This is a genomic window from Chitinophaga eiseniae (assembly GCF_900167135.1).
In the GTDB taxonomy this organism is placed as follows: domain Bacteria; phylum Bacteroidota; class Bacteroidia; order Chitinophagales; family Chitinophagaceae; genus Chitinophaga; species Chitinophaga eiseniae.
Genome location: NZ_FUWZ01000005.1, coordinates 650979 through 676780 on the forward strand (window position 1 = coordinate 650979; position 25802 = coordinate 676780).

Here is a 25802-nt window from a genome sequence, read left to right on the forward strand (position 1 = left end):
CCGAAAAAAATACTTTATTTTAAAAGAAAAAATAGCCGGAAGGAAGGCCCAGTGAGGACAAAACACCTGCGAGGATTGAGGAGGCGTTACAGGCACAATAAAAAAATGACCGATGTACTCACTACATCGGTCATTTTTTTATAACCCTTCAATAAACCGGCTTAATTCGACCGAATACCATCAATCAGCCAGTCATTATTAACTTTTACCAGCTTGTAAATGAGTTTATAGGTAGGGTAATTTTTAAAGCGCAGGGTGATGGTCGCTGTATTACCAATGATTACGGGCGTCGTTTTTTGCAGCACAGCCAGTACTTCCTTATGCTCCGGCGGGTCCTGGCTCAGGGTGTATTCGTCACTGTCCCTGCCGCTGGCGTAGCCATCTTTTTTGATGTATTTCTCCATCTCCTGGTAATATTTTTCTTTTTCCGCTAAGTAAGCAGGAGAGAAGAGGCCTGTGTTCCTGAGGTTATTTAAGTACGTTTTGATATTGGGTTTGTTCAGCTTCAGGATGTCCATGCCGTCTACTTCTTTGAAGCACTGGTCTTCCTGGTTGACCGGGCTGTTGGGATTGTCCAGTAAGGTAAATAGTTTCTTTACAGGTAGCGAGGGGCTGTTTTGCTGGGCAGACAACGGGTGAAATGCAAACAAGGCTAAAAAGAAGGCAATACAAAAAACTTGTAGCTTCATGTCTTATTTTTATGGTTTAAAATTGGAACGCCAAATATATGATCATTGACGATATAGAAATCAAAATTAGTAAGAAACTTCCCGGGCGCTATAAGCATTTTCTGAATGAAATAGATGACTATTGTTTTGTCTCTTATAATGAATACAAAGACGAATTCCCGGAGAGCAGGGGTGTTGACTGGTTCTTTTGGGGCGAACAACGGTTGGCGGAGCAGGTGGTTGTCAATGGTGCGTCGGCCAATCGGAGTGCATGGGAGATAATAATATCCTACATGGAAATTAAATGCGGCGTAGTGGATGACGCAACGACTTTTGTTGCCATCGCCGAAGATGAAGGAGATATATACTCTATCTGGATGCCCGGGAAAACTTTTCCGTATGGGTGTATATGCATGATTCCGGAGAAAGGAAGAAGCTGGAAAGTAGCTTTGAGGAGTGGATGGAAAATGCATCTGGCACGAGCTAAATCTCCCTGTTTCCGTTTTTCTAAGATGCCCTCATCATGATTCTTTTCCGGTGTTTTTTACCCCAGTCTTCCATTTCAAGGATTAATTTTTTGAGCGTCCTTCCATAGGGAGTGATGGCATATTCAATATAAACTGGTGAATCATCGTACACCTTACGGGTGATCAATTGGTTCATTTCAAGATCACGTAATTCCTTAACAAGCATTTTGGGAGTAATACCTTGCGTAAGCTGTTGTAAATCTTTAAATCTTCGTTTTTCGAACATCAGCAGCATGAGTATCTGCAGCTTCCATTTGCCGCTTAAAATATCCAACACATCCCTGATAGGTAGGATGGAGCGGGCACATTCTTCTATTGACGCTTTTTTCATTTGTTTGAACGCTGTTTTTAAAGTTACTATACTTTGGTATACTACTATCTTTTGTAAAGTAAAAGTAGATAGTTTTGGTGTATTGAGGCCTCAGATATTTTATTCAAAAGTACCAGATCTATTCACCAATAATAAACAATAAAATGATACAGGAAGCGCCAATAGCGACAACTCCGGATAAAACAACAGAGGTGTTCATTTACTACTACAACCAGGGGAATGTTGACAATCTGATCAACGCTTATTATGAACAAGATGCGGTTATTGCTGCGAGTCCGGGTAAAACTGCCCGGGGAGCGGCATTAAAAAGCGCATTGGAACCGTATTTTGCTTTAAAGGGAAAGATATCGGGAGGAACAAGGCATACATTAGTCAATGAGGATATAGCATTGCTTATTCTTGACTGGGTATTTGACTATACAGATGAAGCGGGAAACCCCACAAAATACGCAGGTACTTCCACAGATGTGGTGCGTAAAGGAGCAGATGGCATATGGCGTTGTATCATTGACAACCCACATAATATCAGTTAATTCATCAGGGATACGCGGAAAAGTCAATGACCCAACCAAGGTACCTTGGTTGGGTCATTTTCGTACTGGAACTGGAATTGCCCATGGTACAGCAGTGTGCATAATAACCTATGTTGAAATCTATCGGAAGCGTATATTTATGGGAATTATTCCTTCTATATTTGTTTTGTGCGGTACGCTGTCTATGGCACCAGATCGGTAAAAACGGGAATTCAAGTGAAAACACATGATCAAGCATAAGTTAATTATATTCTTTACATTCGGTTTAATAGCCCTTTCCTGCACTGAAAAGAGAATACGCACACCTAAAGCGTTTCTGAATACTGTAGAGAGGGACACAGATAGCTACGTGAAGGATAAAGACGTATTAGCACGTCAGATAAGGGAATTCATGACCAAACATGAACAGTCCTTTTATAGCGCTGAATATTATGATTCGACAACGCTGCAAATTGATTCTATACTGTATAATAACGACCATCAAAAGGTGATAGTGTTTGTTCTTACAAAGAATCCAATCCACAGACAGCTTATGCCTGCTAAGAATTATAATTGGTATTATAATGCCTTTTGTTATCTCGGTATACGACAAAAAGATGAATTCAAATTAGAGTGGATGGACTCATTCAATATAATTAATTTCTACGACGGGGAAAAGGCATCAGAAGCTATTAAAGACATGTATTTTACCCAGTTCGCTACAATTAGAGAAGTGAATGGGGAATATAAATACAAATATAACTTTGATGACACGCGGTTTTGGAGTGATCCGATTTGGGAAAAATATTTTGAGAATAATGAATGATATTGTTTACGCCTTACAACGACCCTATCTCATAAACCGTGTAAATACTAAAAAATCTGAGTGGTCAAAATCCACCCCGACCTTCTGTATCGTTCAATAAGGTTTCAACAGCTAAAGAAGGCGACACAAGGATGTTTAAATAAATATAGTCAGTTTCCCGGAGGAGCGATTTAAGTGGCGAACCAATATTTTAAAACCAGTCCCTGACATGCCGGCTATCAAACCAGCTGGGGACAAACATGCTCGTCGTGTTCCACTACCAGCTAAGGATTAGGTGTGTCAATGTTGTGTCGCAAATAGTGGGCAATAGTGGGCAGAAGCGGATAAAAGCGTACAAAAACGACATTGACACAAAAAAAATAGGTTGTAAGTCAAATACTTACAACCTATTACGTGCCCAGAACTGGATTCGAACCAGCACACCCTTGCGAGCGCTGCGACCTGAACACAGTGCGTCTACCAATTTCGCCATCTGGGCAGGGCTGTGTCCCTCGTTAAAGGGATTGCAAAGGTAGGATTTTTATATTACCAACCAAATTTATTTTAAAAAGAAGCAATAAGTTAAGCTAACTTATTGCTTCTCAAGGATATTATACGGCCACGTTGAACTCACGCAGGGTGTCGTTCAGGCTGGTCTTCAGGTCGGTGGAAGCTTTACGCTGACCGATAATCAGCGCGCAGGACACCTGGTATTCGCCGGCGGGGAACTTCTTGGTGTAAGTACCGGGGATCACCACGCTGCGGGCAGGTACACGGCCTTTGTATTCGATCGGCTCCGGACCGCTCACGTCGATGATCTTGGTGGACTGGGTCAGTACCACGTTAGCGCCGAGCACGGCTTCTTTCTCTACGTGCACACCTTCTACTACGATACAACGGGAACCTACGAAGCAACCGTCTTCGATGATCACTGGGCTGGCCTGTAGCGGTTCCAGTACGCCGCCGATACCTACGCCACCACTCAGGTGTACGTGTTTACCGATCTGCGCGCAGGAGCCTACGGTAGCCCAGGTGTCTACCATCGTTCCTTCGTCTACATAAGCGCCGATGTTCACATAAGAAGGCATCAGGATACAACCTTTGGAGATATATGCACCATAACGGGCAATAGCATGTGGCACTACGCGTACACCCAGATCTTTATAGTTGGTCTTCAGCTTCATCTTGTCGTAGAACTCGAACGGAGGAACAGACATGGTCTCCATCGGCTGAATGGTGAAATACATCAGGATAGCCTGCTTCACCCACTCGTTAACTACCCAGCCGTTCTCTGTAGGCTGCGCTACTCTCAGGCTACCTTTGTCTACTGCTTCTATCACTGCTTTTACAGCATCGGTATACTGCGTTTCCTGCAACAGGCTTCTGTCAGCCCAGGCAGCCTGTATTTGTTGTTGTAAATCCATTGGTGCTTTTTTCGCAAAAGTAATATCTAATAAATGAAATAACGAATAACGAATTTCTTTCGCGGGACTTCGTATTTTCGCAACATATGAAGATTGGTTTTGATGCCAAGCGTGCTTTCCAGAATGATACGGGATTGGGCAACTACAGCCGGACCCTCATCTCTTCCCTGGCAGCTGGCTTCCCGGAGCACCAGTATTTCCTGTTCGCTCCTAAACAAACAGATATGTACAACGCACCGGGCATCCCGGTGATATTACCTGGAAAAGCCTGGCACCGCTGGTTTAAATCGGCCTGGCGGAGCCGCTATGTGGTAAAGGACCTGCAGCGGTACGGGATCGATCTGTACCACGGCCTCAGTCATGAAATCCCCTTCGGTATCCCCGGCAGCGGCGTGAAATCGGTGGTGACCATGCATGACCTGATCTTTGAAAGGTATCCCCGGCAATACAACCCCATCGATGTGCTCACTTATCGCCGCAAAGCCCGCTATGCCTGCGAAAAAGCAGATAAAGTAGTGGCCATCAGCGAACAGACGCGGCAGGACCTCATCACTTATTATCATACCGATCCGGATAAAATAGAAGTGGTATACCAGAGCTGTGACCCCGCATTTGCAGTGCCGCATACCGGTGCTGAAATAGAAGAATTTCGCAGCCGTTACCACCTGCCGGAACAGTATTTTCTGTATGTTGGCTCGGTCATTGAAAGGAAAAACCTGCTGGGCATCGTAACGGCGATGAATACACTGAAAGGCGCCATGAATGTGCCACTGGTGGTACTGGGCAACGGAAGCAGTTACAAGAAGCAGGTGAAGGAATACCTGGCGGCCAACGGCCTGTCTCAACAGGTGATATGGCTCAACGAACAGGAACGGCTGCCCAACAGCGCGTTACCGCTGCTCTACCAGGGTGCTGCTGCCTTGTTATATCCTTCTGTGTTTGAAGGTTTTGGCATACCCATCCTGGAAGCGCTCTGGAGTGGCACGCCGGTGATCACCTCCCATGGCTCCTGTTTTGGGGAGACAGGGGGAGATGCTGCGCTCTACGTTGATCCGCTTAGCATAACCGACATCGCCGGCGCTATGCGCCGCATATTGGCGGAACCGTCACTGGTAGAAGACATGCGCCGCAAAGGATGGATACACGCCCGGCGCTTTACGCCGGAACAATGTGCGGCGGATATGATGAAAGTGTACGTGGACCTGGACAAATAAACGAACTGCCATGGATTTTGAACAAGATATTAATGCCGCCCTGCCGGTACTGCGCAGCGGCGGACTCATACTCTATCCCACGGATACCATCTGGGGCATCGGCTGCGACGCTACCAACGAAGCAGCGGTGAAAAAGGTATATGAACTGAAACAACGCAACGAAAGCAAAAGCCTCGTCATCCTGCTGCCTGATGTGCGGGACCTGCTGCATTACGTGTCCAACCCACGGCCGGATATGGCGGAGCTGCTGGCAGGTTTCGACCGGCCTACAACGGTCATCTACGAAGGCGCCCTCGGCCTCGCGGCCAACGCCATCAGCGACGACCAGACAGTGGCTATCCGCATCGTAAAGGACACTTTCTGCCGCCACCTGCTCAAACGCCTCCGGAAACCCTTGGTGTCCACCTCTGCCAATATCAGTGGTCAACCCAGCCCTGCCAGTTTCCGGGACGTGTCCCCCGCTATTGTTAACGGCGTGGATTATGTGGTGAAATACCGGCAGGAAGAAGCCGCTGCCGGCGTGGCTTCCAGGATTATCAGGATAGGAAAAGACGGATCAATAGCCATAATCCGGGATTAAACGGCATTATTTATTACATTTGCGCCCTGATTTCAGCGAAAGGAACAAAAATTTAATATGATCAGCAGCAAGCCATTAGACATTCCCTGCTCCCTGCAGGAACGGAAAGTGTTGGAGAAGATTGCGCTGGCAGCCCACGAGCTAAGGGTGCCGGCCTTTCTGATCGGAGGCTTCGTACGCGATAAAATACTGGGAAGAAGAACGAAAGACATGGATGTCGTGTGCGTGGGAGACGGCATCACCCTGGCACACCAGGTGGCTGCTGCGCTGGGCGACAACATACCCGTCAGCTTCTTTAAAACCTACGGCACCGCCCAGGTGAAATGGCACGAGTTCGAAATCGAATTCGTCGGCGCCCGCAAAGAAAGCTACCGCCGGGAATCCAGGAACCCGGAAGTAGTGGCCGGCACCCTCGAAGATGACCAGAACCGCCGCGATTTTACTATCAACGCCCTGGCTGTCAGCCTCCGGGAGGCCGACTACGGCGCTCTCATCGATCCCTTCGGCGGAATAGCAGACCTGGACAAAAAATTGATCCGTACCCCGCTGGAACCGGCACAAACCTTCAGCGACGACCCCCTGCGCATGATGCGGGCCATCCGCTTTGCATCCCAGCTGCAGTTCACCATCGCCGATGATGCCTTTAAAGCCATCCAGGAAAATGCGGACCGCATCCGTATCATCACCCAGGAAAGGATCTCCGACGAATTCAATAAAATCATGCTCTCCCCCAAACCCTCCGTGGGGCTCGACCTGCTCTATAAAGCCGGCCTGCTCAAAATCATCTTCCCCCAGATGACAGACATGGTAGGCGTGGAGATGTATGAAGGGAAAGGACATAAAGATAATTTCTATCATACCCTGCAGGTAGTAGATAATATCTCCGTACATACCCGCGACCTCTGGCTCCGTTGGGCCGCACTGCTGCACGATATCGGCAAGCCCGCCACCAAAAAATTTGAACCGGGCCACGGTTGGACCTTCCACGGACACGATGCGGTGGGAGGGAAGATGGTGACCCGTATCTTTACCAAATTCAAATTACCCCTGCACGATAAAATGAAGCTGGTCAAGAAACTGGTGGAACTCCACCTGCGCCCGATCAGCCTCACCAAAGAGAATATAACGGACTCGGCTATCCGCAGGCTCCTGTTCGATGCCGGCGACGATATCGAATCACTCATGATGCTGTGCGAAGCCGATATCACCTCCAAAAACAAATCCAAGGTGAAACGTTATCTGGAGAATTTTGAACTGGTACGCAAAAGGCTGAAGGAAGTGGAGGAAAGCGATCGTATCCGCAACTGGCAACCCCCCGTTACCGGTGAAATGATCATGGAGACGTTTGACCTGAAGCCCGGCCGCGTAGTAGGCGACCTTAAAAACGCCATCAGGGAGGCTATCCTCGACGGCGAAATCGCAAACACCTACGAAGCCGCCTACGCTTTTATGCTGGAAAAAGCAAAAGCCCTGGACCTTACCCCAGTTAAATAAAATTGGTAATTTTACATAACCAGAATTAAGAAACGATTAATTGTTATCAGCGCCCTTGACCATGCGTTGGGAATTAATATATTTATCTAACTTATAACCAAATTGTCATGCCGGTTTTGAAATTCAGAGTATACTGGGAAGAAGATGAAAGTGTTTACAGAGACATTTCCATTAAGCCGAATCAGACTTTTTTAGCATTACACACGGCCATTTTGCAGGCTTTTGAATTTGATACCAAACATGGAGCCACCTTCTTCCGTAGCAACGATAACTGGCAACGAGGCCGGGAAATCATCCTGCAGGAAGATAAGCAACCCCGTAAAGTAGAGCCGTTGCTGATGGCGGAAACAACCATCGCCGCCGCGGTGAAAGCGCCCAACCAGAAATTCATCTACCTCTACGATTTTGCCAAAAATTGGTCATTCCTCGTTGAACTGATCGGCGTTTCCAAAGATGAGAACGCTAAACTGACCTACCCGGTATGCGTACGCAAGGAAGGCCTGGCCCCCAGCCAATACGGTACCAAAGGTCTCGTAGGCGACAAACTCGTGGAAATGGAAGAAAAATATGACCTCAACAAAGAAGGCATGGACGAAGAAGGCTTCGGGGAAGAAGGCGAAGAAGAAACCAACAATGACGGCGCTGACGAATTCGGCGGCGGCAGTGAAGATGAAAATAACTACTAGTAACTGATCTAACCTGAAAACAGTCATTATCATAGCAGGCCCCACGGCCTCCGGTAAAACGGCGCTGGCTATACGGTTGGCGCAGTTATACCGCACTTCGGTGATCTCTGCCGACTCCCGGCAGTGTTACCGGGAAATCAGCATCGGTACGGCTAAACCTACCACTGCGGAATTGGCAGCCGCCCCGCACTATTTCATCAACTCCCACTCCATCCGGGAAGAAGTAAATGCCGGTATCTACGAACAATTGGCGCTGCAGTATGCCCGCGATATTTTCCGCGACAACGACATCGCCATCCTGTGCGGCGGTACCGGCCTGTATATCCGCGCTTTCTGCGAAGGAATAGACGATATGCCGGCCATCCCGCCAGGCATACGGGAACAACTCAACGCACAATATGCGGAAAACGGCCTCGCGTGGCTCCAGGAACAACTGCAGCTGCGCGATCCGGCATTTTATGCCACTGCGGAAACACAAAACCCGCAACGCCTCATCCGCGCACTGGAAGTCCTCGATGCGACCGGCAGGTCCATCACTACTTTTCGTACTGCCACTAAAGCGCAGCGGGACTTCCGTATTATCAAAATAGGCGTCAACCTGCCGAAAGAACTGCTGCATGAAAACATCCACAAACGGGTAGACCTGATGATGGACGCCGGCCTGCTCGCAGAAGTGGAAAGCGTAAAAGCTTTCCGGCAACATAATGCTCTGCGTACGGTAGGCTATCAGGAGATATTTGACTACTTCGACGGCACACTGTCCCTCGATAAAGCAGTGGAAGACATTAAAACACATACCCGGCAATACGCCAAAAGACAACTGACGTGGTTCCGTAAAGACCCGGATTACCACTGGTTCGATCCCCGCTATCCGGAAGTGATCATCAGCTGGCTGCAGCAACAATTGCAACAACCCTCCTGATCGGGCATAAAACCAAAGACAAGTACTTCGCATAAAAAAAGCTGGCCGTTACGGCCAGCTTTTTCTTTATTACTTCGGGCAGCTATTAAAATTTCAGTCCCAGTGTCAGTACTACGTTGCTTCTGTTGTAATCCAGCGTAGCGGCAGCAGGTGTTAATCCCTGTGTGGTGCTGGTGTACAGCCGGTAACGGTCATTGCCCTGTGTATAGCTGTAGGCCAGATCGGCATACAGGCCTTTGTTGCGGTAGCCGAAGCCAGCGCTGTACACTTTGCGGGAAGCGTCTGTGTTGGCGTTGTATTCGTCATTGCTGTACGGGTTGCCGTACCAGGCGAAACCGGCTCTTACGGCGTAGAGGGTGGCGAATTTCAGTTCGGCGCCCACCCGCACGTTGGAAACGGCTTTATAGATGGCGCCGATATTCTGGTTCAGCGCTTTTTCGTCGTCGCGGTAGTCGCTCATTTTGAATTTGCCGGAGGACTGGTTCACGTATTCGTAATCTGCGGTGATGAAGCCCTGTGTGTTGCTCACGTGGGTGATATCGCCGAAGAAGTAGGTGGCGCCGGCCATGGCACGGAGCGGTGCCACGTAGTTATAGTCAAATTCCACGGGGTAACCACCGGTTACGTTGTCGGAATGTGCATATTGTTTGCCGAGGTAGTTTTCGGTGTTAACGTCGATGTCGGCGGTATAGCTGTCGTGCAGGCTATAGTAGGTAGGCGTGTGGAAGGCGCCGCCCAGGCGGAAGCGGGGAGTGGCCTTGTACAGTACGCCTATTTTAGCGCCGATACCGATCCCTGTTCTTCTGAGGTATTGGCGGTAATCGAAGTAACCGAAATCGTTGTTGGGCTGATTGGCGCCGTTGTTGGTGGCGTCGTCTTCCATGACGGTGAAGTCTTCACGGTAGTTCACATTAGGTACGTTGATGCTACCGCCGATGTATAAGCGGTTACCATAGTTACCGGCTACGGCGAACGCAAATTCGTTCAGCCCTCCCCGTGTTTCGAGGATGCCCCGTTGCTGGATAGCGGTGAGGCCGCCGGTGGGGCGGGTAGGGGAGGCGTTGCTCATCGGGTCCACCACGCCGTCAGGATGACGGAAACGGTCTATCAGGCCGGCACGGTAGCCGATGCTGCCGCCCAGCGGATAGTCGTTGACGATGCCCGCGGAATCCGCGTACCACATCTGGTCTACCCAGGTATCGGAGAAAGAAGATTTGTCGTTGTAGCCGGCCACCACTATTTTATTGTTATAGTTGGCCAGGCGGGTATAGCCCAGGGAGAAGCTCACATTGTTCCATGCTTTGTCGCCCGTGCCTTTGTTGGAGGCGAAGATCACGCCGATGCTGGGTATCTGGAAATTGGTCTTGTTGCCCTTGTTGTCCAGCTGCCCGTTGCCCAGATAGGTGGAATTGTTGTTGGTGAGGCCTAATCCTGCGGAAATGAACACTTCGCCGGTCTTGAACATGCCGATGCCGGCAGGGTTAGTGTGTGCTGAGGAGTAGTCGCCGCCCAGGCCAATGCCTGCTCCGCCCAGTGATTGTGCTCTTGCGGTCCCGAATGGTTGGTTGGGGGAGTAGAGCAAAGCGTCATTCGAGCTCTGCGCCATTGCGGTAACGGATAAAAAGAGTCCTCCTAAAAGAGGGTAAATTCTTTTAATCATAATTCTATATACTTAAAAATTGAGATGTATTGGCAGAATGTCTGATGAATAACGTGCTGCGACAGATATAACGTTCACAAACAGGAAAACTTATGTCCTATAAAAAGATAAGCGTAGTTTTTTTGCTACGCTTATCCTGAATTCGTTTGTTATTAACGTCCGCCTCTCGCCGGACGGCTGTAGCCTCCGCCACCGCCGCTGCTTCCGCCGCTACGTACGCCACCGCCACTGGGAGGGGAGTAGCTGGGTGCAGGCGTGGAAGGACGGGAGTATTCTACCCTGGAAGGACGGGAATAGCCGCCGTTGTTATTATTGTAGTTACCGCCGTTGTTATAGGAAGGACGGGAAATAACGGGTCTTTCTGAGCTGGACTGCTGGAACACACGACGCGGACGGTTTGTGTTGGACGGTACATAGTTACCGTTGCCACCACCATTGGCCGGTGCTACCGCGCCTCTTGCAGGACGATAGTAACCACCGCCACCGGTGTTGCCACCGCTGTTGTTGGTATAATTGGCGGTGCGAACACGTTCGTTGCCGTTTCTAACCGGTCCGTAGGAGTTGGCCGGACGACGGGTGAAATAACCACCGCCGTAGTGGCCGCCGCCATAATAACCGCCACCATAGTAACCACCTGCGTAGTACGGATAGTAGTGGCCATAGTAACCGCCATAATAAGGCCAGTAGGAACCATAATAAGGATAACCACCCCAGCCAAAACCTAAACCATAGCTCCAGGGACGATAAAATCCGCCACCCCAGCCGAAGCCCAGGCTCATAGACGGGCCCCAGAGGCTGCTGTAACCGAAGCTGCTGTACGGACCATAGCCGTAACCTGCGCCCCAGCCACCCATATACATGTTGCTGGCTGCATTGTAACCATCCCAGTAACCGCCGTTGTAAGTATTGGCATTACTGCCGAAACGGTTGATCCGGCGCTGATAATCACCCTGATCATCATCGTAGGTCACATAAGTGCCACCTTCATCGGGCGCGTCCGTATACCTGCCATTCTCATCCTGTACCGCATTACCGTCAGAACCGTTGTTGGAAGCATAGGTGCGCTGCTGCTGGCGCGGAGAATAATATACATCGTCCGGTGTCTGGGCCGTCTTATATGTACTGGAGCAGGCGCCCAGAGCGAACGTACCAGCTGCCAGTGCAATGTATAGTATAGGTTTCATTTGAAATATATTTTTAGCGTGATTTATATAGTAAATTTACACTTTTATAACGGATTTTAAGGGAACAAAGTTACAATAACAGAACGGGTTATTTTATTTTGGCCGGACTATTTGCACCTTTATGATTTTCATGTAGGTTTGTAACATTTTCTTTTTAAATATTTGTGACAAAAACTAAGCCAGTTTGAGGCCGTTTTCCCGCTGACGGAAAGATAATTTTTGCTAGACAAATTCAGTAATTTTTAACTAAAAGACAAAGGTATATAAATTAGTATTTTTATTTATGAGTAAAGAGATCACAGCCCGTTCGGAAGATTATTCGAAATGGTACAATGACCTGGTGGTGAAAGGCGGTCTGGCAGATTACTCTGCCGTTAGAGGCTGTATGGTGATCAAACCATATGGCTATGCGCTCTGGGAAGCCATGCGCGACGTCCTGGACAGCAAATTCAAGGAAACCGGTCACCAGAACGCTTATTTTCCGCTGTTTATCCCCAAAAGCTTCCTCAGCAAAGAAGCCGCCCACGTGGAAGGCTTCGCCAAAGAATGCGCCGTTGTAACCCACTACCGCCTGAAAAACGACCCCAACGGCGGCGGGGTAGTGGTAGACCCGGAAGCCAAACTGGAAGAAGAGCTGATCGTTCGACCCACTTCGGAAACCATCATCTGGAACACCTATAAGGACTGGATCCAATCTTACCGCGACCTGCCCCTGCTGATCAACCAGTGGGCCAACGTGGTACGCTGGGAAATGCGCACCCGCCTTTTCCTCCGCACCGCCGAATTCCTCTGGCAGGAAGGCCACACCGCCCACGCCACGGCGGAAGAAGCCATCGCGGAAACAGAACAGATGCTGCACATATACGCTGACTTCGCAGAACAATACATGGCAATGCCCGTGATCCGCGGCGTTAAAACCGCCAGCGAAAGATTTGCCGGCGCAGTAGACACCTACTGCGTGGAAGCTCTCATGCAGGACGGTAAAGCCCTGCAGGCCGGTACTTCCCACTTCCTCGGCCAGAACTTCGCCAAAGCATTCGACGTACAGTTCTCCAACAAGGAAAATAAACTGGACTACGTATGGGCCACCTCCTGGGGCGTATCTACCCGCCTGATCGGAGGCCTCATCATGGTACACAGCGATGACCAGGGCCTCGTACTGCCCCCCCGCATCGCTCCCCTGCAAGTGGTGATCGTCCCTATCTATAAAGGAGCCGATCAGAAAACAGCCCTCGATGAAAAAGTAAACGGCATCGTGGCGGAACTGAAAAAAGCCGGCATCCGCGTGAAATACGACGACTCCGACAACAACCGCCCGGGATGGAAATTCGCTGAATATGAAATGAAAGGCGTTCCCGTTCGTATAGCCATCGGCGCAAGAGACCTCGAAAACAACGTGGCCGAAGTTGCCCGCCGCGATACGAAAGAGAAAATGAGCCTCTCCCTCGACGGACTGGCAGGCCGCATCGGCGAACTGCTGGAAGAAATTCAGCTGAACCTCTTCACCAAAGCCCAAACCTACCGGGATGAACATATCACCCGCGTAGATAACTTTGACGAATTCCAGAAAGTACTGGACGAAAAAGCAGGCTTCGTGTCCGCCCACTGGGACGGTACCGCCGAAACAGAAGAGAAAATCAAAGAACTGACAAAAGCAACCATCCGTTGTATACCACTGGACAACCCACAGGAAGCAGGTACCTGCGTCCTCACCGGTAAACCGTCCAAAGAACGGGTATTGTTTGCAAGAGCATACTAAAATCAATTGCGAATTACGGATTACGAATTACGAAGGTGAACCCGTTTGTAGTCCGTAATTCGTAATTTGTAGTTAAAGGAATTACCAATGACCGGCCGCTAAAGGACCCTCCGGCGTTAACAGCCCTCATTCGTAATTCGTCATTCGTCATTCGTCATTCGTAATTCATCATTGATGTCCATTACCCGTTTCATACTGTTATGGTGGCTGGTCATCTTTTGCACAGGTTACAACGCATGGGCCCAGGGCCTGATGATCCGCAACTACAATGTAAAAGATGGGTTGGCTAACGCTACTGTATATGCCGCCGTACAGGATAAAGACGGATTCATCTGGTTTGCTACACCCACCGGTGTCAGTAAATTCGACGGTAAACGCTTTCGTAACTACGCCAAAAAAGACGGCCTCACCGACAACGATGTTGTCAAGCTCGCCGCTGACGCTAAGGGAAGACTATGGTTCTTCACCCTCAACGGTAAACTCTCTTTTTACGACCATACCTATATTCACAACGAAGACAACGACTCCTCCCTGAAATTCAACAGCCGCAGCCACTATATGCAATATGCGTTCGAGGCAGACGCCGGCTTTGTCTATTTCTTTAACTCCAATAACCGCATCGTTACCTATAACGGTAAAAAAACAGAATACGACAAACGGGACATAGAAACCAATTTCCTGTACCTGTTACGCAACGGCCGCGTATACCGCCCGCTGCAAAAAGCTTTTCATGTAAATACCCTCCACGATCCCACCAATCCCCAACAGGAAATATCCTCCGTATGCCCGTACCCGTTTGCCAGCGAAAATGCTGACACGGTAAGAAACGGACCTATCCTCATGGTCCGCAATACCCTGTACGCCTACACGCCGCAAAAAATCAGCTGCTTTTTTAACGGGTCCGACTGGGGCATCAAAGATGAAATCAGTAACCTGTGTATCGATAACGACAACCTCTGGATCGGTACCCAGCGCGCATTGTATTACATCAAAGGGTTTTTTAAAGGCGATAAAAAGATCACCAAACTGCTGGATAATCACAACATTACCTCCCTGCTGAAAGACCGCGACGGTAACATCTGGATCACCACCTTCGGCGACGGCGTATACTACATCCCCTATAAGAACTTCTACTTCAGCTACCTCGATAATACCAACGGCCTGTATTCCCACTCCATCTTCAGTATCAGCAAAGACAAAAAAAATGATCTGCTCCTGATCGGACAAAATGCGGGCATCCTCAATACCATGAGCGCTAACAGCGTCATCCGGCAGTTCACCCTCGATACTACCAGCGGCCGCAACAGCCTGCTCGCCATTCTGCCCTACAAGGAAAATGAAGCCCTGATCGGAACAGACAACGGACTGCTCTCCTTTAATACCGCCACACAGAAGTATTCACTCCTCAAAGCAGTGAAAATGCTGAAAGACGTGGATATATCCCCCGCAGGGAAAATCAGGATAGCAGCCAAAAACCAGGTGATCGCACTGGATGACTACGAAATCGCAGACCTCGACATGATCGTCACCTCCATTGCAAGCGTCAACGATTCCCTCTATTTCGTCGGCACCAACAACGGCCTCTACACCTGCACGGACGGTACCCGGAAACTGAAACCTTCTGCCAACGACTCTTTACGTACGCTCAGTATCAAAGACCTGAAATGGATCGACGGCTACCTGTGGATCGGTACCAGCGACCAGGGCATCTACGTCATACATGGCGATACGATGGTTAAACACCTGTCATCCGCCAATAACCTGGCCAGCGACATCTGCCAGCAACTGTATTACGACGGTCATCAGAACCTGTACGTGGCCACCAACAAGGGCGTTTCGGTGATTAATGTAAAAGAACAGCATATCACCCGTAACATCACCTCCAACGACGGCCTCATGTCTGACGATATCCGCGGGGTATATGCCGACGATGGTATCCTGTACATCGCTACCTCCAACGGCCTCTGCTACTTTAAAGGAGACCACCTGCCGGTAGATACCGTACCGCCCGTCATCTATCTCAACAACATCCGGTATGGCGACAGCACCTACCTGCCGGGCGACAACTTCGTGCATCTGTATAAAAGAAAAGCCTCCTTCGAAGCGGAATTCGGTACCATCGTCTTCGATCTGCCCGAACTGGTGGAATACCAGTATAATTTTTCCGGAGACACCACCAACGGATGGGTCACCACCATGTCCAACATCATCCCGTTCCCCGACCTGCAGCCCGGTAACTACAAGCTGATGGTCAGGGCCCGCAAATACAAAAGCGACTGGTCCAAACCGCTCAACCTGAACGTCAATATACTGCCGCAATGGTACCAGCAATGGTGGGCCCGCGGCATCCTCCTGTTGGCCGGACTGCTGGTTATCCTGGTAGTACTGCGTTTTATCGTGAAAAGGATCAAACAGGCGGAAAAAAGGAAAACGGAATACAACCGGCGTATAGCGGAACTAGAAGCCAAAGCGCTCACCAACCAGATGAACCCGCATTTCATCTTTAATTCGCTGAACTCGGTGCAGCACCTGATCCTGGAGAAAGAGGAAAAACAGGCGCTCAACTTCCTGGCGGATTTCGCTACGCTCATGCGCCAGATGCTCAACAATTCCAGGAAATCCTATATTTCGCTGGAAGAGGAGATCGCCTTCCTGACCCGCTACCTGGAGCTGGAAAAAATCCGGTTTGCGCACTCCTTTACCTACCACTTCATCATGGAAGACACGTTGAAAGACTACACTATATATATCCCGCCCATGATTATTCAACCAATCGTGGAAAATGCCATCAAACACGGACTGGCGCCCAAAAATAGCGCCGGGTACCTGGAGATCCGGATAGAAATGGTGGATGATCTGCTCTATTGCTCCGTTGACGACGACGGCATCGGTTGGGACAAGTCCAATAGTATCAAAAGCTCCCGGTTGATAAAACACGAATCTACCGCACTGAGCGTGATAAAGGAAAGGTTGCAGATTATAAAATCTTTTAATGGAAGTGTTGGAAAGTTAGAAATTATTGATAAATTTAAATCTGGTTTCGGCAATAAGGAAGGTACCTTAGTTGAAATTCTGATTCCCATTGTTAAGATGTTATGAGTAATATAAAAGCTGCCATTGTAGACGATGAAGTCCGCAACATTCATATTTTGCGCAATATTCTGGAGAACTATTGTAAGGACGTTACCGTAGTTGGAGAGGCGCAGAATATCAATGAGGCGGCAGAAATGATTAAAAACAATCCCATTGACGTACTGTTCCTGGACATTGAGATGCCTCCGCATAATGGTTTCCAGCTGCTGGAGATGTTCCCTGTGCTGAACTTTGAGGTTATTTTTATCACTGCCTTTCAGGAATACGCTTTACAAGCCATCAAGTTCGCGGCATTGGACTACCTGCTTAAGCCCATCAAGGTAAGCGAGGTGGAAGATGCCCTGGAAAAAGTCAAGAAAAGTAAAAAAGGAAGACTCAACGAACTGGCCTCCATTCTGAAAGACTACGTAAAAAACAACGACAACGCGTTCTCCAAGATAGTCATCCCCGTGAATGACGGCTACAACGTGATTGACCTGAAAGATATCATCTACTGCGAAGCGTTCGACAGTTACACTAAAATCCAGCTGATCAACAACGTGTCCCATCTGATCTCCAAATCCCTGAAAGAGTACGAAGAGATGTTGTCCGACAAAGGGTTCTATCGCGTGCACAAATCCTTCCTTATCAATATTCATCATATTGTGAAGATTATCAAAGGGTTAGGTACTGCGGTGGTGATGAGCGACCAGAAAAATATTCCGATTTCTTCCCGCAAAAAGGACGAGTTTTTCACACAGTTGAAAGGTGTGATCAACCTGTAAGTTTGCCTGATACTGAAGTTTTTAAGCCGGTGGCCTTGCGCTTAACCGGCTTTTTTGTGCGTTCCCTGTATGGAATATGCTGTTCACGAGGTCATGTAACCGAACCTCATATACTTATCTTATTTTCATTATGGGTTTTCATAGATCTAGCTATTACTTGTTAGTTTGTCCAGACTTTACTTGTACTTTTTTAAAAGGGACTGACCAAATGGTCGGTCTCTTTGTTTTTTGGCACTTCGCTCTCAAAAATGTAGCCCGGCGCCTTGGTACCGGGACGGGGTAAAATCCATCCCCGGTACCAAAACACCGGGCTAAAGGCATTAGCAGCGCAGTATTACAGGTTTTCTGCGCCTGCGCCGCCCGTATTAATATTGTAATAGTAGATATTTCCTCCTCTTTGCGGATAGAAACCTACCAGCTGGATATTTTTCTCTTTGTCCAGGATGGCACTGAGCGTATTGACGGAAGTCACGGGCGTATTACCGGCTTTCAGGATAACAAAGCCCGGGATCATGCTGGTTTGTTTTTTAATGATACCGGTACTGATATCATTGACCCTTATGCCGCCTTTTACACCGATGCTCGTAGCTTCTTCCTTGCTCAGCTCTGAAAGATCGGCGCCCAGCCTGTCGAGGTTGGTGATGCGCACCACGTCGGTATTGCCCTGCAGGTTGCGGAGCGTAACGTTGCTGCTGGTGTATTCCTTATCGCCGCGGGTGTAGGTGATGCTGATCTTGTCACCGGGCTTATAACGGGCCACCTGTTCGCTCATCTGGGAAGATCCGGCTACGTTCACCCCGTTGATTTTGGTGATGATGTCGCCCTGGCGGAGGCCAGCAGCCGCAGCGGAGCTGTTGTCCATTACCTCGGTGATCTGAACGCCGTTTACGTCGCGTCTTACACCGATTTCACGCAGCTGGTCGTCTGTCATAGAAGCGATGGCAGAGGGAGAGGCGTATTTAACGCCGAGGTATGCCCGCTGTACGCTGCCGTATTTCAGAATATCGTTCACCACTTTCCGGACAAGGTTGACCGGGATGGCGTAGGAGTAACCTGCATAAGAGCCTGTAGGAGAGGCGATGGCGGAGTTAATGCCTACCAGTTCACCGGCGGTATTCACCAGTGCGCCGCCGCTGTTGCCCTGGTTCACAGCCGCATCGGTCTGAATGAAAGACTCGATGGAGTTGTTGATCCTGCCGCCGCTTTTGTTGATACCGATAGAGCGGGATTTGGCGCTGACGATACCGGCGGTAACGGTTGCGTCGAGGTTAAGCGGGTAACCGACAGCCAGTACCCACTGACCGATGTCCACGTTGTCGGAGTTGCCATACAGCAGGTAGGGCAGGCTCTTGGCGGGGATCTTGATCACGGCCAGGTCGGTACTGGGGTCTGTGCCTACCAGCTTGGCTTTGAACGTCTTGTTTTCATTGGCAAGGGAAACGGTGATTTCATCAGCATCGGCGATCACGTGGTTGTTGGTCACGATGTAGCCGTCGTCGGAAATGAGCACCCCTGATCCGGAAGCCATCTGGCCGGGAATGTAATAGCGGCGGCCATCTCCGCCTCCGTTGAATTCATCGCCAAAAAATTCGTCGCCGAAGAGGTCCTGCAGGATGCTCCGTCTTTTCTGAAGTCCGTTGGTCACCTGCCGGGGATTGATCTTTGTTTTGATATGGACTACGCCGGGAACGGCTGTTTTGGCGGCAGTCACAAAATCGGAGGGGGGAACGGCGTTGGCTTTGCTCTCGGTGCCCGGCATGGTATACCTTGCATAGTTTACGGGGATGTCATTGGATCCGTTTTGAAAAATGCCCGGACGTCTGCCTTCAAAGTATTTGCCATACACAAATATGGCAGCAACGGCAGTAACAGCACTGATCAACACTGTCGTAACAATTTGCTTGAATTTCATATTATAGTGTGTTTAGCGTTGTGATACTAAATAATGTATTTTTTTAATAACGTAAGTAAGATCAATTTATATGCCCCTGATACAAATTTAGTAGCGGTAGCGGTTGAAACGTATAGTGACATATTTACTTTAACAGATTTTTATGTCAATCGTTAAATACTGCTAAAAAACAGGCTGACAGGATAACACGGGGCAATGACAATATAACAAAAAAGAGAGACAAAAAGTTAGTCACGCAAAGGCGCAAAGCAGCAAAGACCCAAAGATTTTGAAGATCAATAAGAAAAATAAGAGAACAGAAAACATCCAAAAGCAACAAAAAGCAAAGGAGCGCAGATGACATTTGATCTCCGCTCCTTTGCTTTCTTTGTTTTCTTGTTAATATCTTAGCGTCTTTGCTGCTTTGCGCCTTTGCGTGACTACAGTTCCAGCAGGAAGGCCAGGGTATCCACGCCATCGGCATAATCCGACAGGGTGGGCTGCTGGGCTTTGCCGAAGGGGGTAAACTGCTGTCCTACAAGGCACTGCAGGTCTGGCAGGGCCGTCATGTCTTCCCGGAGTTGCTGAATATCTTTATAGTAGCCATAGTGCAGCACGCTGAGCGGGGAGAACAGGGAGGCCGCCTCATGGAGCAGGATGCTGCCGTTGGTCAGATAAGGGCTGTTGTTGAGCAGGAACAGCGCCAGGTTGTAGTCGTAGTTGTTTTTGTATTTGTGGTGGTCGGCGAGGTAGTCGTATTTGCCGAGGGCCTTGAGCAGTGGTTCAAAGTTATAATCTTCCGGTACCATTACCTTGGTCACGTTCCGGCATCCGAGGCCGAAATAGCGCATCACGTCATCAGCCAGGGCTTCCAGTTCGGCTTCGCTTTCCCCGCCGGTAAGGATGGCCGCCGAGGTGCGGTTATGCCGGATAATATGGGGATATTTGGAGAAGTAGTAGTTAAAATAGCGGGCGGAGTTGTTGCTGCCGGTCGCAATATAGGCATCGCAGTTTTTCAGGATCTCGAGCACTTCTGTCTGTTCGGCCAGTTCCGGGTACCATTCGGCCATTTTGTCCAGCACGTGACGCATCAGCACCTCGTCTTTAGACGAAAGTTTCAGTTTGATGTGATGGCCGCTGATAAATCCGCAGAGCCAGTCGTGGAACCCTACCAGCGGGATATTGCCGGCCACTACGATACCCACCTTCTTAGGAGTGCGTTTCTGTGCGGTGGCGGGGTACTGCTGCAGCCAGGTCCGCAGGGCGGCCGGGTCCAGGTAGTACCGGCAGATGCTGTCGAGCGACTGATCAATAAATGCAGGCGTGAACCAGCCATTGGCTAAATAAGCACGTTCCTTTACTGCTGTCAATTCCGGACTATTGCCGGCCAGATACTGGCCCAGGCGTACCAACGCTGCTTCTTTTTCTGCTATGTTCATGAAACTGTTATAAATATTTGACTTAATTAAACCGGGAATTTTTAAATTTGTCCACAAAATTAATGGCTTACTACTAAAAAAGTTTACTCTATGGCAATTAAGATAACAGATGAATGTATAAATTGCGGCGCTTGTGAACCGGAATGCCCCAATAATGCCATTTACGAAGGTGGTGTAGAATGGGCGCTGGCCGATGGTACGACCGTAAAAGGTGCCTATACCCTGATGGATGGTAGCCAGATGGACGCCGATCAGCGTAATGCGCCTGTCAGCGTTGATACTTATTACATTGTGCCGAACAAGTGTACAGAATGCCAGGGTTTTCACGAAGAACCGCAATGTGCGGCTGTTTGCCCGGTAGATTGCTGTGTTCCGGACGAAATGTACCAGGAAACAGTAGATGAGCTGATGGCTAAGAAAGACAGACTGCACCTCTAATATATGCGAGCCACCTTATTAAAAGCCGTCCGGTAGTCTCCGGACGGCTTTTTTATGCCCGTCGGCGCCCTATAGCCTCCGGCCGCCGGAAATTAATGAAATCGCCGGCTGACCCGCTGTTGACAATTAACAAATAACATTTAACTTTACCCGCTTATTGTAATTTATCTTATGAAGAAGAACATCGCCTTGGTAGCCGGTGGATATTCCGGAGAATATGTAATATCCGTACAGAGCGCTGAAACCATACAGAAGAACCTGGACAGCAGTAAATATGAGGTGTACAAGATCATCGTCACCCGTGAGGGCTGGCGGCATACCGGTGCTGACGGAGCTGTTTACGAGATCGATAAAAATGATTTCTCCCTGACCATTGGCGGTAACAAGATAAAATTTGATGCGGTGTTCATCGGTATTCATGGTACTCCCGGCGAAGACGGCCGTTTGCAGGGCTATTTCGAAATGCTGGATATCCCGTACACCAGCTGTGGCATGGTGACATCGGCGCTGACCTTCAATAAGAGCTATTGCAATAAAGTGGTGGCCGCTTTCGATGTGGTAAACGTGTCTAAATCCGCCCACATTTTCCGCGACCAGCCGCATGATCCGGGCGCTATCCTGCAGGAACTGCGGTTGCCCGTTTTTGTGAAACCGGCCGAAGGAGGCAGCAGCATCGGTATGTCTAAAGTGAAAACCGCTGAAGAACTGCCGGCCGCCATCGAAAAAGCCTTTAAGGAAGACAGCCAGGTGCTGATCGAAGAGTTTATCAAAGGACGGGAACTGACCATCGGTCTTTACCGCGCCAATGGCGTCCTCAACGTATTGCCGATCACAGAAGTGGTGAGCAGCAAGGAATTCTTCGACTACGAAGCTAAATATACACCGGGTGTGTCTAATGAGATCACCCCGGCGCCGGTATCAGCCGACATCACTGCCCTGGTGCAGCAGACAGCGTCTACCCTGTATAACAAGCTGAACTGCAAGGGGATCGCACGGATCGACTTTATCTATGAAGAAGCTACCGGCAAACTGTACTTCCTCGAAGCCAACACCATGCCCGGCCAATCAGAAAATAGCCTGGTACCGCAGCAGGTAAGGGCCGCCGGTAAAACCCTGCAGGCGTTCTATGGCGAAGTGCTGGAAGAATGCATGAAGAAATAAATTACGAATGACGAATGACAAATGACGGATATAAGCGGGCGCTTAATTCGTCATTCGTCATTCATAACTCGTAATTCGTAATTCGTAATTCGTAATTTTAAAATATGTTCGACTTTATTACCAAACGCTCTTTCGGAATTAACCTGTTGGTCGTGATAGCGTTCTTTTTTGGACTGGCACTGTTGTTTTTCTCACTGTTGGGGGTCATCACCCGGCATAATGAAGAGCTGACAGTCCCGGACGTGCGCGGGAAAAGTGTAAAAGAAGCCATTGCCCTCCTGGAAAAGGAAGGATTCGAAGCCGATGTAAGAGACTCCATCTACATAGACAGTATCCCCCCTTTGTCTGTATGGGTACAGACTCCCGATAAAGGCGCCCGCGTAAAAGTCGGCAGAACGATCTACCTGACGGTGAACAAAGTAGTAGCTCCCATGGTGAAAATGCCCGACCTGGAAGGACTTACCTTCCGCAGCGCGGAAATGATGCTGAAAAGCATGCGCCTCAATGTAGGAGATACCATTTACAGGCCGGACTTCGCCACCAATACGGTATTGCAGCAGCTGCTCAACGGCAAGCGTGTCAAACCAGGCACCCCCGTTGCAGAAGGCAGCAATATTACCCTGATCATCAGCAGCGGTACCGGCAGCATCGAAAATCCGGTGCCTGATTTTGTAGGCCTCACTTTCACGGAAGCCCGCGAAATGCTCAATGCAAACAACCTGAGCGCAGGTACCATCATCATCGATCCCGGGGTAACAGACACCGCCAACGCCTTTATCATCAAGCAGGTGCCCGCCCGCAGAAACGAAATCGGCGATTTCAACATGGTAAGGGCCGGAGAAAGCATCGATCTGTGGCTCTCTGCGACCAAACCGGTGAAAGACTCGGTACAGGCGCCCGTACAGGAATAACCATCATCAAAACCACCATTTTTAAACCGAACTTAAACTTTTACATCATGCAGAATATCACAAAAGAAGAACTGAAACAACGCATCGACGCCGGTGAGCAACTGAACATCCTCGATGTTCGCGAACCACACGAGCGCGCTGAATTCAATATCGGTGGCTTTCATATTCCGCTGGGTCTCGTACAGACAATGCAGGTAGATGAAATAGAACACCTGAAAGATGAAGAAGTCATCGTATACTGCCGCAGCGGTAACCGCAGCGGTCAGGCCTGCATGCTCCTCGAAACCATGGGCTTCACCAATGTGAAGAACCTGACAGGCGGTATGCTCAACTGGCAGGCGTAACAATTGTAAATTATTAATAAGCGCGAAGCTTAACAGGGATTATCAACGGTATAATCCCTGTTAAGCTTCGCGTTTGTTATTGATATGCAGTCTTTAATTTTTCGCTACCTCCCTGCATCAGTGGATGCCGGCAATCGTCACAGCATTACCATTGCAGTAGCCTCTATCTCCACCAGGTACCGCGGATCTATCAACTTGCTTACTTCCACCATGGTAGTAGCGGGTTTGATAGCTTTAAAAAATTCGCCGTGCGCCCGGCCATACTCTTCCCAGCGGGAAATATCTGTCACATACATACGGGTCCTGACTACATCATGCAGGGTAGCGCCCGCAGAGATGAGGACCGATTCTATTTTTGCCAGTACAAAACGGGTCTGTTCATAGGCGTCGCCCTCCGCTACTACTTTATCATTGTCTACCGCTACTGTTCCTGAAACTTCGATGGTATTGCCTACCCGTACCGCACGGGAGTATCCGACTTTGTTTTCCCATTGTGCGCCGGAGGAATAAAGGGTGCGTTTCATAAAATTATGTTTTGAAGAAGGGTGAGAAGACGTTTCAAAAATACGCTTTAAAGAGGACCGGAACACGGTTTTTTGCCGGCGGCATATAATAAAGGTACCATAACGTGGAATGTTGGCGACTCCCTGCAGCGCTTTCTCCTTACACCCCGTTCGTATTGCCCTGTTGTGCCGGCAGGTTACGGAACTTTACTACTCTGCCCAGCAGATCGAACCAGAAAGGCGCGCCCAGCGAGATGGCCAGGGCCGTGATGCTCCATCCGGCCAGTACCAGCCAGCCATTCTGCTGGTAGGGGTGGGTAAATCCACAATGCGTCGCTCTTTTGCCGCCGGCGGTATCGGTCACGCAGGCGCGGCTGACGCCCAGCACATTTTTCGCGTCGCCGGCATCCTGCCGGAGCGCAGCATACACCCCTATCAGGGCGGTATCCTTTAACAGTATGGAGACAGCGGTGTCCTGCCGGAAGTAACTGCTGTCGCGGTGCAGTATATGTTTTCGTGTAAGCGTATCTGTTATTGCCGTATAGGACGGCTCGCGGTTGGCTACCAGCCGTACCATCTGCTCCCGCACATTTTTATCCTTCATCAGGATACGGGCAATGGCGATGGTGTCCACATTAAAAACGGCAGCGATGCCCAGGCCAAGGATCAGCAGCCATACCTGTGTTTGCCGCTTATACCAGCCGCTGGCACGGGTCATGGTTTCGTTGAACCAGGTCTCCATATTGATACGGAACTGTGGTACCTGGTGATGGGCATCTTCAAAAAGATTCCGCAGGTGAGTGAGCGTGTCCGGCGCCAGGTGCAGCGTGTTATGCGCCAGGCTGTTCCGGATAGCGGCAGTCTCTGATGCCTGCCCTTCCGGCTGTCCACGTAACAGGTGGACCATCGCCTGCGAAAATATCTGCGGACTGATATAGGCCGGCCTGGCGGAAGCACTGTTTTCTCCCAGGTAACGGATGGAGGGCGACTGGTAGAATTTCTTCAAAAACGGGCCGTTCTGAAAAGGCGCAAAGAAATGGACCACACTCCAGCCCAGTTCATAAAACCAGTTGAAAAAAGTAAAACGGCCGAAAACACCAAGATCGCCACTCCGGTCATCGTCTTCCAGCAAACGCCGCAAAGCCTTTGTCAATACCCGCGCCCGGGCATTGAACAGCCGCGCGACCATCTCCTGCACAATGGAGGCTAACAAACTGTACAGCAGATAGATAAATATCAGCCCCAGTGCCACATCGATGGCAAGATTATTAAACATAGGATAGTTATTGAGTTGACATATTGATATAAAGTTAAATATTTATTGTAAAGATAGGATGGCGCAACGCAGTGTATTTGTGCGCAGCACTGCAGGATAAATACAACTTTTGTGTGATGGTTGAAGTTTGATTTTTTATGCTATTTCGCAGTCAGAATGCATGTGTATGTTAACCTTACCCCACTCCTGATGAAAAATTCCGTTAAATCATATACT

At 49.3% G+C, this 25802-nt stretch carries 24 protein-coding genes and 1 tRNA gene; 15 read left to right on the forward strand and 10 right to left on the reverse strand.

All coding sequences use genetic code 11. From position 1 onward, the window contains the following. Positions 1 to 161: 161 nt before the first annotated feature. Positions 162 to 689: a hypothetical protein gene (locus B5D63_RS28790; protein ID WP_078672316.1), complete on the reverse strand. Its 528-nt coding sequence runs from the start codon at positions 687 to 689 to the stop codon at positions 162 to 164. Between the two features lie 38 nt (positions 690 to 727). Here B5D63_RS28790 and B5D63_RS28795 point away from each other — a divergent pair, with 38 nt between their 5' ends. Continuing rightward, positions 728 to 1195, forward strand: coding sequence for a hypothetical protein (locus B5D63_RS28795; protein WP_078672317.1), 468 nt, complete (start codon positions 728 to 730; stop codon positions 1193 to 1195). Here the strand turns inward: B5D63_RS28795 and B5D63_RS28800 are convergent. After that, positions 1176 to 1526 (reverse strand): winged helix-turn-helix transcriptional regulator, encoded by a 351-nt coding sequence (locus tag B5D63_RS28800; protein WP_078672318.1) that lies wholly within the window; start codon positions 1524 to 1526, stop codon positions 1176 to 1178. The genes B5D63_RS28795 and B5D63_RS28800 overlap by 20 nt on opposite strands. A 143-nt stretch (positions 1527 to 1669) precedes the next feature. Here B5D63_RS28800 and B5D63_RS28805 point away from each other — a divergent pair, with 143 nt between their 5' ends. Both B5D63_RS28805 and B5D63_RS28810 read left to right on the forward strand, forming a co-directional pair. Then, positions 1670 to 2059, forward strand: coding sequence for a YybH family protein (locus B5D63_RS28805; protein ID WP_078672319.1), 390 nt, complete (start codon positions 1670 to 1672; stop codon positions 2057 to 2059). A 226-nt stretch (positions 2060 to 2285) separates the two neighbouring features. After that, positions 2286 to 2864: a hypothetical protein gene (locus tag B5D63_RS28810; protein WP_078672320.1), complete on the forward strand. Its 579-nt coding sequence runs from the start codon at positions 2286 to 2288 to the stop codon at positions 2862 to 2864. A 394-nt stretch (positions 2865 to 3258) separates the two neighbouring features. Here B5D63_RS28810 and B5D63_RS28815 read toward each other — a convergent pair. Together B5D63_RS28815 and B5D63_RS28820 are read right to left on the reverse strand one after the other, a co-directional pair. Continuing rightward, positions 3259 to 3342 (reverse strand) — tRNA-Leu (locus B5D63_RS28815). Positions 3343 to 3454: 112 nt separating this feature from the next. Then, positions 3455 to 4267 (reverse strand): 2,3,4,5-tetrahydropyridine-2,6-dicarboxylate N-succinyltransferase, encoded by an 813-nt coding sequence (locus tag B5D63_RS28820; RefSeq protein WP_078672321.1) that lies wholly within the window; start codon positions 4265 to 4267, stop codon positions 3455 to 3457. 86 nt (positions 4268 to 4353) lie between these two features. Here B5D63_RS28820 and B5D63_RS28825 point away from each other — a divergent pair, with 86 nt between their 5' ends. From B5D63_RS28825 to miaA, 5 genes are all read left to right on the forward strand, one after another. After that, complete coding sequence (locus B5D63_RS28825) at positions 4354 to 5481, forward strand: glycosyltransferase family 4 protein (protein ID WP_078672322.1); 1128 nt, start codon at positions 4354 to 4356, stop codon at positions 5479 to 5481. A gap of 10 nt (positions 5482 to 5491) precedes the next feature. Then, entirely contained in the window at positions 5492 to 6061 is a 570-nt protein-coding gene (locus tag B5D63_RS28830) for an L-threonylcarbamoyladenylate synthase (protein ID WP_078672323.1), read from the forward strand. A 57-nt stretch (positions 6062 to 6118) separates the two neighbouring features. Then, positions 6119 to 7555, forward strand: coding sequence for a CCA tRNA nucleotidyltransferase (locus B5D63_RS28835; RefSeq protein ID WP_078672324.1), 1437 nt, complete (start codon positions 6119 to 6121; stop codon positions 7553 to 7555). A gap of 107 nt (positions 7556 to 7662) precedes the next feature. Next, positions 7663 to 8241: an IS1096 element passenger TnpR family protein gene (locus B5D63_RS28840; protein WP_078672325.1), complete on the forward strand. Its 579-nt coding sequence runs from the start codon at positions 7663 to 7665 to the stop codon at positions 8239 to 8241. 31 nt (positions 8242 to 8272) lie between these two features. Beyond that, positions 8273 to 9163, forward strand: coding sequence for a tRNA (adenosine(37)-N6)-dimethylallyltransferase MiaA (gene miaA, locus B5D63_RS28845; RefSeq protein WP_262488177.1), 891 nt, complete (start codon positions 8273 to 8275; stop codon positions 9161 to 9163). Positions 9164 to 9248: 85 nt separating this feature from the next. Here the strand turns inward: miaA and B5D63_RS28850 are convergent, their stop codons facing one another. Together B5D63_RS28850 and B5D63_RS28855 are read right to left on the reverse strand one after the other, a co-directional pair. After that, complete coding sequence (locus B5D63_RS28850; RefSeq protein ID WP_159456207.1) at positions 9249 to 10769, reverse strand: OmpP1/FadL family transporter; 1521 nt, start codon at positions 10767 to 10769, stop codon at positions 9249 to 9251. Positions 10770 to 10975: 206 nt separating this feature from the next. Then, entirely contained in the window at positions 10976 to 12007 is a 1032-nt protein-coding gene (locus tag B5D63_RS28855) for a hypothetical protein (protein WP_078672328.1), read from the reverse strand. A gap of 283 nt (positions 12008 to 12290) precedes the next feature. Here B5D63_RS28855 and proS point away from each other — a divergent pair, with 283 nt between their 5' ends. From proS to B5D63_RS28870, 3 genes are all read left to right on the forward strand, one after another. Next, positions 12291 to 13766, forward strand: coding sequence for a proline--tRNA ligase (gene proS / locus B5D63_RS28860; protein WP_078672329.1), 1476 nt, complete (start codon positions 12291 to 12293; stop codon positions 13764 to 13766). A gap of 174 nt (positions 13767 to 13940) precedes the next feature. After that, positions 13941 to 16865, forward strand: a complete 2925-nt coding sequence (locus B5D63_RS28865; RefSeq protein WP_078672330.1) for a sensor histidine kinase — start codon at positions 13941 to 13943, stop codon at positions 16863 to 16865. Beyond that, entirely contained in the window at positions 16862 to 17623 is a 762-nt protein-coding gene (locus B5D63_RS28870; protein WP_078672331.1) for a LytR/AlgR family response regulator transcription factor, read from the forward strand. Before B5D63_RS28865 ends, B5D63_RS28870 begins: the two co-directional genes overlap by 4 nt. A gap of 334 nt (positions 17624 to 17957) precedes the next feature. Here B5D63_RS28870 and B5D63_RS28875 read toward each other — a convergent pair whose 3' ends face one another. After that, positions 17958 to 19535, reverse strand: coding sequence for a trypsin-like peptidase domain-containing protein (locus B5D63_RS28875; protein ID WP_078672332.1), 1578 nt, complete (start codon positions 19533 to 19535; stop codon positions 17958 to 17960). 419 nt (positions 19536 to 19954) lie between these two features. After that, positions 19955 to 20953, reverse strand: coding sequence for an acyl-CoA reductase (locus tag B5D63_RS28880; protein WP_078672333.1), 999 nt, complete (start codon positions 20951 to 20953; stop codon positions 19955 to 19957). 90 nt (positions 20954 to 21043) lie between these two features. Here B5D63_RS28880 and B5D63_RS28885 point away from each other — a divergent pair, with 90 nt between their 5' ends. From B5D63_RS28885 to B5D63_RS28900, 4 genes are all read left to right on the forward strand, one after another. After that, the gene (locus tag B5D63_RS28885; RefSeq protein ID WP_078672334.1) at positions 21044 to 21391 is read left to right on the forward strand and encodes a 4Fe-4S dicluster domain-containing protein; all 348 of its coding nucleotides are present in this window, start codon (positions 21044 to 21046) and stop codon (positions 21389 to 21391) included. A 171-nt stretch (positions 21392 to 21562) separates the two neighbouring features. Continuing rightward, positions 21563 to 22552: a D-alanine--D-alanine ligase gene (locus B5D63_RS28890; protein ID WP_078672335.1), complete on the forward strand. Its 990-nt coding sequence runs from the start codon at positions 21563 to 21565 to the stop codon at positions 22550 to 22552. A gap of 104 nt (positions 22553 to 22656) precedes the next feature. Continuing rightward, positions 22657 to 23463 carry a PASTA domain-containing protein gene (locus B5D63_RS28895; RefSeq protein ID WP_078672336.1) on the forward strand — a complete coding sequence of 269 codons (807 nt, stop codon included), beginning with the start codon at positions 22657 to 22659 and terminating at the stop codon, positions 23461 to 23463. Between the two features lie 47 nt (positions 23464 to 23510). Beyond that, positions 23511 to 23807 carry a rhodanese-like domain-containing protein gene (locus B5D63_RS28900; protein ID WP_078672337.1) on the forward strand — a complete coding sequence of 99 codons (297 nt, stop codon included), beginning with the start codon at positions 23511 to 23513 and terminating at the stop codon, positions 23805 to 23807. Positions 23808 to 23944: 137 nt separating this feature from the next. Here B5D63_RS28900 and B5D63_RS28905 read toward each other — a convergent pair whose 3' ends face one another. Both B5D63_RS28905 and B5D63_RS28910 read right to left on the reverse strand, forming a co-directional pair. Beyond that, a complete protein-coding gene (locus B5D63_RS28905; RefSeq protein WP_078672338.1) occupies positions 23945 to 24331 on the reverse strand; it encodes a RidA family protein in 387 nt (128 codons plus the stop codon). 139 nt (positions 24332 to 24470) lie between these two features. Continuing rightward, positions 24471 to 25586 (reverse strand): hypothetical protein, encoded by a 1116-nt coding sequence (locus B5D63_RS28910; protein ID WP_078672339.1) that lies wholly within the window; start codon positions 25584 to 25586, stop codon positions 24471 to 24473. Positions 25587 to 25802: the final 216 nt, after the last annotated feature.